The sequence below is a fragment of the Paenibacillus cucumis (ex Kampfer et al. 2016) genome (genome assembly GCF_019748695.1).
In the GTDB taxonomy this organism is placed as follows: Bacteria; Bacillota; Bacilli; order Paenibacillales; family Paenibacillaceae; genus Paenibacillus; species Paenibacillus polysaccharolyticus.
In genome coordinates this window covers 17,455-31,276 of record NZ_JACLIC010000035.1, presented here as the reverse complement: position 1 = coordinate 31,276, position 13,822 = coordinate 17,455, and the positions used below count along the sequence as shown (strand labels likewise).

The window sequence follows — 13,822 nt, the reverse complement described above, 5'->3', positions numbered from 1 at the left end:
CTTAACCCTGAACAGCGACCACACCAACGGAAGCCGGAGGTAACACAAAACGCAATGTATTATTCTCCAAAACAAGCCCTTCCCAAGCTACAAGTTTCACCTGATCTGGCTGTTCAAACGTATTAAATGCCCCAAAGTCAGTGTTATGGAGCAACTGTCCCGATACGCTTGCCGCTTGACCTGCCTCCAGTTGCACGACTACTTCAAGCTCATCCGTATGACTGAGATTACATCCTGTCACATGAATAACGCCATCTTTGTTCCGTGATGCAGACAGACTGAGTTGCGGAATCGTCTCCTCACCAAATGTATACCCCGGGCTCTCATAACTGAGATCCAGGCGCTGTGCATCCATATGGACCTGATACATATCGAACACATGGTACGTCGGCGTCAGGATCATTTTATCCCCTTCAGTAAACACAAGCGATTGAAGTACATTAACGATCTGAGCCAGATTCGCCATATGCACCCGTTTGTTATGCTGATTGAAGATGTTCAGGTTCACCGCCGCAAGTACTGCATCCCGCATGGTATTCTGCTGGTATAGAAAACCCGGATTGGTTCCTGGTTCAACGTTGTACCATGTCCCCCACTCATCTACGATAATGCCTACTCGGCCTTCCGGATCATATTTGTCCATGATCTCGGAGTGCTTTACAAGTAATTCATCCATAAACAGCGTTTTTTTCAATGTAGTGAACCATTCAGCCTCTCCAAAACCGGTAGCATTCCCTTTATCTTCCCATACACCTGTCGGAATCGTGTAATAATGAAGGCTAATGCCATCCATGAAACGGGCTGCTTCTCTCATCAACACTTCCATCCACTCATAGTTGCTGTCATTCGGTCCACAAGCAATTTTGTAAATCTGATTTTCTGAATAATTACGTACATATGTAGCGTAACGACGATATTCATCCGCATAATACTCTGGACGCATGTTTCCACCGCAGCCCCAGTTCTCATTGCCGACGCCAAAATACTTCAGCTTCCACGGTTCTTCCCGGCCGTTCTGCTTCCGCCAGTTCGCCATAGGAGACTCACCATCAAACGTAATGTACTCTACCCACTCCTGCATTTCCTGCACGGTTCCACTGCCTAGGTTGCCGCTGATATAAGGTTCTGTCCCCAGCAGTTCACACAGCCTCATGAATTCATGTGTACCAAAATGGTTATTCTCTTCCACTCCACCCCAGTGGGTATTAATCATGCGTGCACGTTCACTTTTTGGCCCTACACCATCCTTCCAGTGATATTCATCAGCAAAACAACCACCTGGCCAGCGAAGCACAGGAATGTTCAGCTTCTGAAGTGCCGCAAGTACATCGTTCCGAATACCTTCCGTATTTGGAATAGGTGAATCTTCACCCACCCAGAGGCCTTCATAAATACAACGTCCCAAATGCTCGGAAAAGTGACCATATATATTGCGATTTATTAATCCTTTATCTGAATCAGCCTTTAAAATAACATTAACCATTATTTCAACCTCCTTGAAATATGTTGTCAACGCTTACAATAACCTGTTTCGAGACAGGTTTCAAGCCTTTTGTTTCATGAAAAAAAAGCCCTTTTCCATATCAAATCTCAGGAAAAGGGCTCATTATGAGGTTACATCATTTTAATTCAATTAAAAATACACATAGATCGTTTTTACTATGAATTAGCTAATACATTAATTCATTTTATAATTTGTTAATTCTGTTCTGAGCGAAATAAAATTTTCGCTGACCAGGTTATTCCACCATCTGTTGTTGCATAAACGGCAGGTGCGTTCGTACTTGTCACAACAAGCCAGCCGATCTTGGTTGTAGGGAACGAGATACGGGAGCTGTAGCCTTGAGCTTTCAGATCAATGTTTTTCCACGTGGAACCTCCATCAAAGGAATGCCCAATTCCAACCTTGTCTGCCGCTGGCGATCCAGCAGAGAGATAAGCGGTCTTTTTACCAATCAGTGCCATGTTGCCTGGATGTCCACCGGGATTAGCCGGTCCGGTTCCTTTGCCATCTTGATTGGCACCGGGGGCCGGCCCTGCGCCTGCTGTCGATTGAGCGAAAACCTGCCTCCAGTTCTCTCCTTGATCACCACTCGCATACAGGGAGTAGGATTGCTGGGACATGCCCGCATCCCCATATAGGATAGCCCATACCTGAGATCCATTTGCATACAGGTCTGCTCTGTTCCATGTACCGGATTTCACCTGAAGAGCTGTATTCCAACTCTTGCCTCCATTACTCGTCTTCTCGATCTTATAGCCTGTCCCGGGTACAACTACAACAGCATACCCCAACTTATCTGTAATAAATGTAGCGGCTCTAGTGTTGGCTGGTGTATTTATTTCACTCCAATTCACACCGCCATCGACAGTTCGATATGCACCGTTATAGCTGTATCCGTAGCCGTTATTTTTATCCCCGAAATCAATCCGCTTAAACGGCGGAACACCTGGTGTACTCAGTCTCTTCCAGTGTGAACCTCCATCGTCCGTACGTATGAGATACGTTAGTGAGGAGCCCTTTACGCCCGCCAGTGCATATCCTGTAACGTTATTTGGGAAGTTTAATTGTTCAAACTGCCACTGTCCCATGTATATGGGTTGCCAAGTACAGCCCGCATTCGAAGTTCCAATCAAGAACCTTTTACCTGCCGCCCGTCCTGTAGTTTGATTTAGAAAATTGATATCCGTGAATTGCAATTGCTGCTCTTCCACGCCACTGCCTTTTTTCAGTTCTGATGTCAGTCCATGATCTCCTGTGCCACATGTCGCGGTTGAAGGTGCTGCGCTAGCATCAGGTAATGTATGAGCCTGTCCCATTCCCCATAATAGTGTAAGCACTAGAGTTATCGCGCTTGCTTGTTTCCATGTCTTGGTGTTCTTGGTTGTCTTGATTCTCATTGGTAACACCTCCTTCTATCGTTTTACCCCAAATCGCGCATCATAACGTAACAATTCGGGTGAAAGCAGATGACAATTTTGCAAGATAAAAACAAAAACCACCTTTACCCATGACGGAGTTCATCTGGATAAAAGTGGCGTGCCATAAGTTATGTGTCTCTTTCTCCATTCATTCTTTATGACAATGAATAAGACTGAATAGCCAGCATAACAAAACTGATACTTAGGATCAGACATAAAGCGAAAGAGATTTTACTGGATTTATATTCCCTGATGGCATAAGCACCAAATAACGTTACCAGATTTACAAGCATGAAGCTGAAATTAAAATAACCCGTCATGGCTACAACAAGTTGAATTATAAATATGGTTGTAATAGGAACGTATGTGCTATAATTAGAGGTATGGACTTATGATTGAGTGTGGATGTTTTATGATCACGGCGTTGCTGTCCGAAAGGGGGTGACGTCGATGGTCAAACTTGTGGCGTTGCTTGATGTAATCCGGTGGATTGCTGCGATCCTCAGCATTGTGCTGAGTGGACGAAGGCTTTACCGTTGGTTGCGTAAAAAGTTTCGTAACAAGCAAAAACCCACCTCATAAGGTTGATCGCCTGACGGTGGGTTTTGCTTGAATAGCATTATTTAATTCATGCACGCCGTGGCAATCCACAGCCTTTCGGGTCCTAAGAGTCATTATCGCGCCAACGATAATGACTCTTTATTTAGTATATGGTTGAACCCGCAGACCCTATACTTCACGACCACAATATATTAATTAAATATATTACTAACACTTCTGTTTCCAGTATAACATAGCTCGAAACAGAAGTTAAGTTCACTTACTTCACGAATCCAAGCAGCATTTCACGAATCAACTTGGCAGCTACGATCTGTGTCTGTTGTGTCGGATCATAGATTGGTGCTACTTCCACCAAGTCACAGCCAACAACGTTCACATCCGATCCAGCAATCATGTGAACCGCTTCAAGCAGTTCTTTGGATGTGATTCCGCCAGCTTCTGCTGTTCCAGTTCCTGGTGCAGCAGACGGATCAAGCACGTCGATGTCGATCGTTACATAAACTGGACGGTTGCCCATTTTCGGCAGAGCTTCCTTCATTGGAGCCGCTACTTCAAACGGGTAGAAGTTAATGTTCTCACGACCATACTGGAATTCCTCGCGGGAGCCGGAACGGATACCGAATTGATAAATATTTTGACCGCCCATCAGTTCAGCAGCTTTACGCACAGGTGTGGAGTGAGACAGAGGCTCGCCTTCATAGTGTTCACGAAGGTCTGCGTGTGCATCAATGTGGATCAGGATCAGATCCGGGTATTTCTTGTACATCTGTTGAATCACGGGCCATGTCACGAGGTGCTCACCACCAAGGCCAATCGGGAACTTGTCATCTGCCAGCAGGTTGCCGATGTATTCATGGATAACCTCAAGGCTGCGTCCCGCGTTGCCGAACGGCAAAAGCAGGTCTCCCGCATCAAAATAGGTCATATCCACGATACTTTTATCCAGATACGGGCTGTACTCTTCAAGTCCAACCGATGCCTGACGGATATGAGCCGGGCCGAAACGGGAACCCGGGCGGAAGCTGACGGTGTAGTCCATCGGCATACCGTAGATGACCGCTTTCGAATTTTCATAATCCTCAGAGCTGCAAATAAATACGTTTCCTGAATAAGCTTGATCCAGTTTCATTCTTCATTTCCCCTTTATTTCGTTAAATCTTCCACGAATTTTGGAAGTACAAATGCCGCTTTGTGCAGACGTGGAGAGTAATACTTCGTATCCATCTCCGGAATTTGAGTCTCGTCCACCTCAAGTGGATCATGCCTTTTGCTGCCCATGGTAAATGTCCATAGACCACTTGGGTAGGTTGGAATATTACAGCCGTACACATGTACGATCGGGAAGATTTCTTTGACATCTTTGTTCACCTTCTGGATCAGATCCGCCTTAAACCAAGGGTTGTCCGTCTGGGCAACGAAGATCCCGTCTTCTTTGAGTGCTTCATAGATCCCCTGATAGAAACCACGCTCGAAGAGCGGAGCAGCTGGGCCTACAGGTTCTGTTGAGTCCACGATAATAACATCGTACTCATCTTTATGTTCAATGATATGCATGTAACCATCGTTAACGAGCACTTCAACGTTCGGCTCATCAAGCTTGCCGGCGATTTCAGGTAAATACATTTTGGAATATTCGATCACTTTACCGTCAATTTCGACGAGAACTGCTTTTTCTACAGCCGCATGTTTGATGACTTCACGGATTACACCGCCGTCACCGCCGCCAACCACCAGCACTTTTTTCGGATTTGGGTGAGTGTTCAAGGCCGGATGTGCCGCCATTTCATGATATACAAACTCGTCCTTAACCGTCGTCATCACCATGCCGTCCAGTACAAGCATATTGCCGAATTCTTCGGTTTCAACCATCGCGAGATCCTGAAAATCCGTTTGCTCCGTGACGTAAGTCTGCTTAATCTTAGCGGTAATGCCGAACACAGGGGTCTGCTTCTCTGTAAACCACAATTCCATGATCGCTACCTTCTTTCCGTAAAAGTAATGAGTGATCATTTTAAAATGCATAATCACTGGTCTGTTCGTCCACACATGCTTTAGTATGTTGTGCCGAACCCTACCTTTTCATTACCCTTTTGCATTATACGCGATAGACGATTCAACTGTAAAACGGTTTTCAGGCCAAAATTGGCTAGAATTTGTTCACTTCGCAGCCCAATTGAATATCCCGGTTATTCCCGTCCCATACTGGAAAGAAAAGAGAGGAGCCCGTTCCATGAACAAGCCAAGTGTCAAGACCCGCAAACGCGGGTTCCGTGTACTCCAATTCATCAAATATCTATCCATACTTACGGCGCTCGGCCTGATTGCCATAGCTGCCATTTTGGTATATCTATACGCAACCAGTCTGCCCCTTGCTGACTCGGATCGCAACTCAAGATTACTCGACAGTCAAGGTGAAGTCATCGCCACCTTCTCCGCTGGCGGCAAGGATTCGATTCCCGTACAACTTCAGGATATTACCCCTGATTTGGTGAACGCTACACTAGCCGTAGAGGATCGTAAATTCAGGCAGCATTTCGGATTCGACATTCAGGGCATGGGACGAGCTGTCCTTGTCAACATCCAGCACATGCGAATGTCTCAGGGAGCCAGTACGTTAACACAGCAGCTTGCGCGTAACCTCTACCTATCCCATGAGAAAACCTGGACACGCAAAGCCAAGGAAGCAATGTATACCGCTCAGCTTGAGATGAAATACAGCAAAGATGAAATCTTACAGATGTACTTAAATGAAATCTATTATGGTCACGGTGCCTACGGTATTGAGGCAGCTGCGCAGATGTATTTTGGCAAATCCGCAAAGAAACTTGATCTGGCCGAGAGCGCTATGCTTGCGGGTATTCCGAAGGGACCGACTTATTATTCTCCCTACAATCATATGAAAAATGCCAAGGATCGACAGAAGATTGTGCTGAAAGCCATGATTGAAACGGGTAAAATTACGCAAAAACAAGCGGACTCCGCCTACGAAGAAATGCTGAACTTCAAACCCGAGGGCGAGCGCAAGACGGTGGAGAACGCACCGTATTTCCGCGACTACATTCGAAGTCTTGCAGTGAAGGAGCTTGGCATCAGCGAAGCGATGCTGGATCACGGCGGGCTGAACATCTACACGACACTTGATTTACGAGTGCAGAAGGCCGCGGAAATGGCGGTTGCCAAAGGTATGGATGCGAAAAGCGAGCTGGAGACCGCACTCGTGTCGATTGACCCGCGCACCGGTTACATTAAAGCGATGGTTGGTGGCAAAAATTATCGTACCAATCAGATCAACCATGTGCTGACAACAACACGCCAGCCGGGATCAGCCTTTAAGCCGATTATGTATCTCGCTGCTCTCGAATCGAAGCAGCTTACCAGTGCATCTATTTTCAACAGCCAGCCTACCTTGTTCCATTACGATAATGACCGCAAAACGTACAAACCCGGCAACTTCGGCGATAAATATTTAGGTGAGATTGACCTTCGCCAAGCCATTGCTGCATCTGATAACATCTACGCGGTCAACACGATTATGAAGATCAGTCCAGAACAAGTCGTAAACATGGCTCAAAAGCTCGGTATTACAAGCAAGCTGAGTCCTGTCCCTTCTCTTGCACTGGGTACTTCACCTGTCAGTCCGCTGGAGATGGCCTCCGCCTTCTCCGTTATTGCTGCTGGAGGACAACGGACACCACCCGTAGCTATTTTACAAGTGACGGATGCGGCAGGGCGTGTGTTGTATGAATCTCCGCAGACCAAAGCAGACACCGTGGTGGAACCGGCAGCAGCCTACGTACTGACACGTCTGATGGAGAGTGTTTTTGAGAACGGAGGCACAGGCAATCGGGTATCTGCCACCATCAAACGTCCGGTAGCTGGCAAAACAGGAACAACCAATACGGATGCCTGGTTGGTTGGATTCACCCCAGAGCTGTCTACCGCTGTATGGGTGGGCTATGATCAGGGCAAGGCGATCTCGACATCCGATGGCCGCCGCGCAGCCCCGATCTTTGCTCAGTTTACGGAACAAGCCCTTGCAAGTGTCCCCCCAAAAATCTTCTCTGTACCTGATCAGGTCGTGAGTGTCTACATTAACCCTGAAACCGGAAAACTCGCTGGTAACGGCTGCGAAGAGAAACGGCTGGAAGTGTTTATTCAGGGAACGGAGCCGACTGAGGTCTGCCGTGGCGAGACGCAGCCACTGGACAATCCTCAGGACGATAAGGCGCGTGAAGCACAGAACCAAAAAGGGGTACAGGAGCAGAAGCGTTCCTGGTGGAGTGATTTCAAACGCTGGTGGGTAGAATGACAGAATGACGCATATCCGTAATGACTTGATTGCGTCAAGAAGATGGCCGGTTTAACAGACTCCATATATTTACATGGAGGATTCATAAATATGCAGGCGACTGTATGAAGCCTTCGCTACATCTTCATCACAGAAATAAAGCAAGCCCCGAAACCGGATAACCTGCCGGTTCGGGGCTTGTTGCTTTTTTCTTTTTTCCCGTTAGGAAAGTGCCTCTTTCAATTCATCCGGGGAAGCATTCCACCATTCTTCATTATGAGAGATCAGAAGAGTCTTCAGTGCCGCTTTGTCTTCCGGTCCCAGCTCATCCAGCATAAATCGGCGTTTCATCGCATAATCCATCCGGTTGACGTGATCCGCGAGCAGCTTCCACCCCCGTTTGGCTTCCGTGTCAATCCACATCTCACATGCCGTTGCCCCGCCATACAACTGTCCTTGCTCTGTACGATCCACAGCAACCCATACCAGCCATACCTGACGTCCATTCGGAACGTCTTCACGATTCGTTGAAAATTTAATGCCTCGTTCCACTTTACTCTTCGCGTGCATGGCACCGATGTCGATTTTCGCTTCGCCCTGGTCAATGATGACCGGAGAAAGATTGTTCAGATCAATAGAGCCTGAACCAAAGCCTTTATGCTTGCTCTTTGCACTCACGATATTCAAGGCAATCTGTTTCTTGCCGTTTTGCTCATTTTGGTCCATGTTCATAGCCTCCAAGAGTTGATACAAATATTTTAACTAATAATTGGCCCAATGCAAACATATACATGCTGTAGATGCTTGTCAACGGGAGGTATTTAACGATGATTCCACGACGCGCCAAGAGCTGGCTCATCATATCCCTGGCCTTATGCCTGTTTGCCGGAGGGGTATGGATCACACTCGGTTACAATCGCTCCATTTCATCTGAGTTACCCGTACTCGCTCCAGAATCGGGCAAGCCTCCAGCCAAAAACGGAGCGCCCGCCCCCCCGGAAAGTGTACAATCCCCTACAGCCGAGGTATACAGCAAACGTGTGGTTGAATACCACATGGATGTGAAGCTGAACGAGGGGAACAAACTGCAAGGCACACAGACCATAACATGGACTCATCCGGGCAAAAAAACGGTGAACGAACTTTATTTTCATATGTACCCTAATGCATTCTCCTCTGCGGATACTACATTTATGAAAGAATCGGGCGGTAAGCTTCGCGGCGATGTCATGCCTACAGATGGTTATGGCTCCATGAAATTTACTGACATGCAGACGGAGGATGGGCTCTCTCTGCTACACCGGATGCAGTATGTACAGCCGGATGACGGGAACATCAAAGACAAAACGCTGATTAAGGTTCGTCTCCCTAAACCCGTCAAGGGCGGGGAAAGCATCACAATACGCACATCGTTTGAAGTAAGTTTACCCAAAATTTTCGCAAGGATGGGCAAAACAGATGATTTTGTCATGGCAGGCCAGTGGTTTCCTAAACTCAGTGCTTACGAGCCTGTTGGAAGACGGGGCCGTACCATAGAAGGCTGGAACCTGCATCAGTATCACGGGAACTCCGAGTTCTATGCTGACTTCGGTATCTACAGTGTGCGTATCCGAGTACCCGAAACATACAAGGTGGCAGCAACCGGATTCCCCACGCAGCAGGCAGCCTTGAAGAATGGTGAGAAAGTGTATCAATTTTATGCCGATGATGTGCATGATTTCGCTTGGGCAGCCTCACCTGATTTTGTGTATGCAGAGGAACCCTTCTCTGCCCCCAACGTGCCCGGTGTACGCATTAAACTCTACCTTGATCCGGCACATCAGGATCTGAAGGAGCGGTATCTCTTTGCTGCCAAAGCCGCATTAACGAATTACAGCAAGTGGTTTGGTCCCTATCCTTATGCCACCTTATCTATCGTGGTTCCGCCAAAAGCTGCAAACGGGGCCGGAGGCATGGAGTACCCAACTCTCATTACAGCCTTTGGGGCCGATGACACAACACCGGGTTACGATCTGGAACGCACCGTTGTTCATGAAATTGGACATCAATACTTCTACGGCATGGTTGCGAGCAATGAGTTTGAGGAGGCCTGGCTGGATGAAGGGTTCACCTCCTATGCAGAAGATAAACTGATGGAACAGGAATACGGATTGATTCCGAATCTACCGGTACAATCAGGTCTGATCACATCTCCGGCTCCTCTAACACAGCCCTCGTGGAAGTTTGACTCACAGAATCAATATGCTTCCAACGTGTACACAAGGGGCAAACTGGTGCTACTCGGCATTGAACAGCAAGTCGGAGCGAAGACCATGGAACGAATCCTTTCGACGTATGTAAAAAAATATCGTTTTAAACATCCCGCAACGGGTGATTTTCAAAAGGTGGTTGAGCAAGTCACCCGCACCTCCTGGGCGGATTACTTTGACCAATATGTCTACCGGAACGGCATGGCCGATTTTGCTGTAGAGAAGATCAACGTTTCTTCTATAGAGAAGGACGGCAAAAAAATGTACGAGTCCTCTGTCACCATTATCAAAAAAGGCAGTGACTTTCCCAAGGTTCCTGTTCGAATTGCGTTTGAGGACGGCCATACCGTAACCAAACACTGGGATGGCCGCGAGGAGCGCGTCACCTATAAACTGACATATACATCTCCTGTCACCTGGGCCATGACTGACCCTTTGTATGACATCGTGCTCGAAAATCGCCATATGAACAATTTCCTGAGAACCGGACTGGACGAGCAAGTCAAATCCCGCTGGAACATGAGTGCTACGAAACTAATTGAAGCCATATTCGGAGGTCTGTCATGGTGAGGTGGAGACAGTGAAAGCAAAAATTCGTGAAGGCTGGTTTCTTGTCCGTCAGCATATGTTTATTGCCGCACTCTTGTTTATCTATCAATTAACTTGGGGTTATTTCATCTACCGGTTGGTTCAATCGGCTGTCGTTCCTCTATTACTACGTTATCCAACGGATGATGTCGGCGAGCTAAGCACACTTTTATTCAAAATGGAAAGCCAGCTCAGCCTGTCCGGTCCGGAGGTCCAGCGTTATCTGTGGATTTTGGGCGGCATGTTATTGCTTCGCCTGCTGATCAGTCCACTTATTCAGGCCGGGTTACTCTACTCCCTGCAACATTATCAATCTACTGAAGAACGCATTCCTTTTATTCGGGGCATCAAAACGTTATGGAAACCCATGATATTGCTACACACGATACGTACCTTTCTCATGTTCTTGCCTGCATACTGGCTTCTGCCCAAATTGTTTTCTACAATAATGGACAGTTTTCATTCTCTTCATTTATTACTTCCCGGCATTCCATATGTAGCAGGCTGGATTATTTATGGCTGGATTGTACATCATGCAGTGCTCTACATGCAGTTTGGTATTTCTGACCCGGATGCAGAAGGGCGAATCCACGGGACGCTCAAGGGACTGTGGATTGCTGTGCGCCGCATCTTTGCTGTCATCGGCATTGCGCTGGTGCTGGGAGTTGTGCATTTAGTGGTCTTTGGTGCATTCACTTCCGCTTCCTGGTTCTTGACAGGACTATCCGGATTAATCCTGCAACAATCCTATCCGCTTGCCCGAAGCCTACTCAGTATGTGGAAAGTATGTAGTCATTTCCGTTTATGGCAGTCCACATCTACCAGACATGAAAATCATATACGTTGAACTAAAATGTTACACGCCATCTGAGATCGCTTTCAAAAATAAAGAAATGTTACCATCTCATGTTAAACATTTCATTGGTTATTACGTATAAATACGCAAACCTCGACCTTTCCCCGTCAAAGGTCGAGGTTTTTTTTGTTAATTTTACTGCTAAACGTTGCCAAAGTACTAAGCCTCTGGTACAATAAGCGCAGTGAGTTTTTAGTAACAACTTTGTAATCTTTAAATCCTTATTTGTAACAACTTTAAATTAAATCCTTAAAATTAAATTTTCTTTTCATTTTTCAGGTGCATAACTAGCATAGCCAAATTCCTGGCACCTGGGAAGCGGGGGAACCAGTTATGGGTGAATTGATCTTGAAACAGAGGGATCATAGGGGACCTTCAACCGAATCCTTAAGCTAACCTCGCAGGCGTTGGAAGGGGTATATCACTTGTTTAAGAAGAAACTGACCGCAGCAGTACTTAGCCTCACATTTGCATTATCACTTGGAGCAGGCAGCGCATTTGCAGATTCTAAGATGGATAAAGTAATTGATTCAGCAATGGGAACTACATACAAAAGCGGAGGAACAACGCTTGACGGTTTTGACTGCTCCGGATTCACACGGTATGTATTCGACAAATTAGGTATTGATTTGGCTCGTCAATCTAGCTCCCAATACGACATGGGTGATTCCGTATCTCGCATGGAGATGAGACCTGGAGATCTGGTGTTCTTCAACACAACAGGTAAAGGTATATCACACGTAGGCATTTTTGTAGGAAGTGGCAAGTTTGCACATTCTTCTTCTTCCAAAGGTGTAACGATCAGCTCTTTGAGTGAGAACTACTGGGCTAACCGCTACGTTGGCGCTAAACGGATCATGAGCACGGACGATTATGAGTCACTGGCCCTTGACTAGGTACAAGCTGTAATCAACATGATGTTGGAACCATGTAACTCTACTGTAACGAAATACGAAGTATAAACAGAACCGCCCGGTACATTCTCCGCAGGAATGTATCCGGCGGTTTTTTTATGCTTTCTGACTCTGTGTAGTTCCCGATGTTGCAAGTCATGGTGTGTATGTGAACTAACACGTTCGCCTACTTTCGTTTGTCCGTGCCCTTATCATGTTTTTACCCAGCCTGTTATAATATAAACGGAATGATCACGACTTTTGTTTCAATTTTTATCTGATCATATGAAGACTTGCCTAATACACAGCTCTTTTGTAGAGTGAACAATGACACGGATATTGGAGAAAGGAGCATGCACTGTTATATGAAGAATGAAGCCTCTTTGATACTTCATGTTGTACCGATGCAAGAAGAACATGCTGAACTTATATGTGGCTGGAAATACGCCCCACCTTACAATATCTATAGCTGGCTTCCTTGGGAACAGATGAAAGCACTCGAAGTCGAGTTCGGTGATGCACAGCTCAGACAACAACAATATGCGATTATCCTGGATCAACATGACCAGGTTTATGGGTTTGCACAATATTTTCCGCTCCAGCATGTCACACGAATCGGTCTCGGTATGCGCCCCGATCTGTGTGGTCAAGGTCTTGGTAAAGCTTTCGTTACTGCGATCGTACAAGAGGCCATCCGCCGCAATCCATCCAATGAGATTGATCTTGAAGTGCTCACTTGGAATAACCGTGCCATTCAAGTATATCTAAAGAGCGGATTTGTCATCCAGGATACATATGAACGCCAAACTCCTAGTGGTTTAAAGCCTTTCCATTGCATGGTTTATGAAGGCCCAAGAGAGTAAACTCACGATTAAATGGTTTCAATTTGTCTCTCTTTTGTGATTAGTTCAAAAAATTACCACAAAATGCTATGATGTAACGACGGCTTCCGTTATAATGATAGGGATTAGTTTGAGTTAGATGATCTTTCATTCTGGAGGGGACATAAGGGATGCACAAATGGATCATGAGCGGGGTATTTTTTGCAGCATGTGCTTTAGCTATTGTTTTAATGTTTACGCTTCCAGGTAAAGAGGAAGTGGAGCAGGAAGCCAAACCAAGCATGCCTGAAGTGGCTATGGATGCTGGACAGGCTGAGACGTTAGTGAAAGCCAACTGCATTTCCTGTCACGGCGATCAGCTTCAAGGTGGCGTAGGCCCAGCTCTTGCAAACATCGGTAGTAAGGATGATGTGGAGAAAATCTATTCCACCATTGTCAAAGGTAAAGGTGGCATGCCTTCTTTCAAAGGCAGACTGCAGGACGAGGAAATTGCCCACATCGCGATGTGGCTGGCAGAGAAGAAATAAGCATTCTTGCGCGCAAGGCATCAAAGAGGCTCTCATCCTCCCGTTAGGGAGGCAAGAGCCTCTTTTGGTATGCATGACAAACATCATCCTGCAGAC

At 46.5% G+C, this 13,822-nt stretch carries 12 protein-coding genes and 1 riboswitch; of the genes, 7 read left to right on the top strand and 5 right to left on the bottom strand.

Annotated features, from left to right (window positions below):
• Nucleotide 1: 1 nt before the first annotated feature.
• Both H7T88_RS20500 and H7T88_RS20495 read right to left on the bottom strand, forming a co-directional pair.
• The gene (locus H7T88_RS20500; protein WP_221790079.1) at nucleotides 2-1,483 is read right to left on the bottom strand and encodes an alpha-N-arabinofuranosidase; all 1,482 of its coding nucleotides are present in this window, start codon (nucleotides 1,481-1,483) and stop codon (nucleotides 2-4) included.
• 215 nt (nucleotides 1,484-1,698) lie between these two features.
• Nucleotides 1,699-2,901: a WD40/YVTN/BNR-like repeat-containing protein gene (locus tag H7T88_RS20495; protein ID WP_221790078.1), complete on the bottom strand. Its 1,203-nt coding sequence runs from the start codon at nucleotides 2,899-2,901 to the stop codon at nucleotides 1,699-1,701.
• A 471-nt stretch (nucleotides 2,902-3,372) separates the two neighbouring features.
• Between H7T88_RS20495 and H7T88_RS28860 the strand changes: the two genes are divergently transcribed.
• Nucleotides 3,373-3,504 (top strand): hypothetical protein, encoded by a 132-nt coding sequence (locus tag H7T88_RS28860; RefSeq protein WP_260410934.1) that lies wholly within the window; start codon nucleotides 3,373-3,375, stop codon nucleotides 3,502-3,504.
• 238 nt (nucleotides 3,505-3,742) lie between these two features.
• Here the strand turns inward: H7T88_RS28860 and speB are convergent, their stop codons facing one another.
• Together speB and speE are read right to left on the bottom strand one after the other, a co-directional pair.
• The gene (speB, locus tag H7T88_RS20490) at nucleotides 3,743-4,612 is read right to left on the bottom strand and encodes an agmatinase (protein ID WP_090924873.1); all 870 of its coding nucleotides are present in this window, start codon (nucleotides 4,610-4,612) and stop codon (nucleotides 3,743-3,745) included.
• 14 nt (nucleotides 4,613-4,626) lie between these two features.
• The gene (gene speE, locus H7T88_RS20485) at nucleotides 4,627-5,454 is read right to left on the bottom strand and encodes a polyamine aminopropyltransferase (RefSeq protein WP_221790077.1); all 828 of its coding nucleotides are present in this window, start codon (nucleotides 5,452-5,454) and stop codon (nucleotides 4,627-4,629) included.
• Nucleotides 5,455-5,713: 259 nt separating this feature from the next.
• Between speE and H7T88_RS20480 the strand changes: the two genes are divergently transcribed.
• The gene (locus H7T88_RS20480) at nucleotides 5,714-7,792 is read left to right on the top strand and encodes a transglycosylase domain-containing protein (RefSeq protein ID WP_221790075.1); all 2,079 of its coding nucleotides are present in this window, start codon (nucleotides 5,714-5,716) and stop codon (nucleotides 7,790-7,792) included.
• Between the two features lie 201 nt (nucleotides 7,793-7,993).
• Here H7T88_RS20480 and H7T88_RS20475 read toward each other — a convergent pair whose 3' ends face one another.
• Entirely contained in the window at nucleotides 7,994-8,497 is a 504-nt protein-coding gene (locus H7T88_RS20475; protein WP_154960667.1) for a YwhD family protein, read from the bottom strand.
• Between the two features lie 101 nt (nucleotides 8,498-8,598).
• On the opposite strand from H7T88_RS20475, the gene H7T88_RS20470 reads away from it, so the two are divergent.
• The 5 genes from H7T88_RS20470 (at nucleotide 8,599) to H7T88_RS20450 (ending at nucleotide 13,726) form a co-directional block, all read left to right on the top strand.
• Entirely contained in the window at nucleotides 8,599-10,590 is a 1,992-nt protein-coding gene (locus tag H7T88_RS20470) for a M1 family metallopeptidase (RefSeq protein ID WP_221790073.1), read from the top strand.
• Nucleotides 10,591-10,600: 10 nt separating this feature from the next.
• Nucleotides 10,601-11,455, top strand: coding sequence for a hypothetical protein (locus tag H7T88_RS20465; protein ID WP_154960665.1), 855 nt, complete (start codon nucleotides 10,601-10,603; stop codon nucleotides 11,453-11,455).
• 293 nt (nucleotides 11,456-11,748) lie between these two features.
• Nucleotides 11,749-11,886, top strand: a riboswitch (cyclic di-AMP (ydaO/yuaA leader).
• 3 nt (nucleotides 11,887-11,889) lie between these two features.
• Nucleotides 11,890-12,360 (top strand): C40 family peptidase, encoded by a 471-nt coding sequence (locus tag H7T88_RS20460; RefSeq protein WP_090924879.1) that lies wholly within the window; start codon nucleotides 11,890-11,892, stop codon nucleotides 12,358-12,360.
• A gap of 362 nt (nucleotides 12,361-12,722) precedes the next feature.
• A complete protein-coding gene (locus H7T88_RS20455) occupies nucleotides 12,723-13,220 on the top strand; it encodes a GNAT family N-acetyltransferase (RefSeq protein WP_221790070.1) in 498 nt (165 codons plus the stop codon).
• Nucleotides 13,221-13,369: 149 nt separating this feature from the next.
• Entirely contained in the window at nucleotides 13,370-13,726 is a 357-nt protein-coding gene (locus H7T88_RS20450) for a c-type cytochrome (protein WP_090924881.1), read from the top strand.
• Nucleotides 13,727-13,822: the final 96 nt, after the last annotated feature.

Coding starts and splice junctions, on each gene's coding strand:
- H7T88_RS20470 (WP_221790073.1), top strand. CDS start 8,599: ATGATTCCACGACGCGCCAAGAGCTGGCTCATCATATCCCTGGCCTTA.
- H7T88_RS20480 (WP_221790075.1), top strand. CDS start 5,714: ATGAACAAGCCAAGTGTCAAGACCCGCAAACGCGGGTTCCGTGTACTC.
- H7T88_RS28860 (WP_260410934.1), top strand. CDS start 3,373: ATGGTCAAACTTGTGGCGTTGCTTGATGTAATCCGGTGGATTGCTGCG.
- speE (WP_221790077.1), bottom strand. CDS start 5,454: ATGGAATTGTGGTTTACAGAGAAGCAGACCCCTGTGTTCGGCATTACC.
- H7T88_RS20450 (WP_090924881.1), top strand. CDS start 13,370: ATGCACAAATGGATCATGAGCGGGGTATTTTTTGCAGCATGTGCTTTA.
- H7T88_RS20455 (WP_221790070.1), top strand. CDS start 12,723: ATGAAGAATGAAGCCTCTTTGATACTTCATGTTGTACCGATGCAAGAA.
- speB (WP_090924873.1), bottom strand. CDS start 4,612: ATGAAACTGGATCAAGCTTATTCAGGAAACGTATTTATTTGCAGCTCT.
- H7T88_RS20475 (WP_154960667.1), bottom strand. CDS start 8,497: ATGGACCAAAATGAGCAAAACGGCAAGAAACAGATTGCCTTGAATATC.
- H7T88_RS20495 (WP_221790078.1), bottom strand. CDS start 2,901: ATGAGAATCAAGACAACCAAGAACACCAAGACATGGAAACAAGCAAGC.
- H7T88_RS20500 (WP_221790079.1), bottom strand. CDS start 1,483: ATGGTTAATGTTATTTTAAAGGCTGATTCAGATAAAGGATTAATAAAT.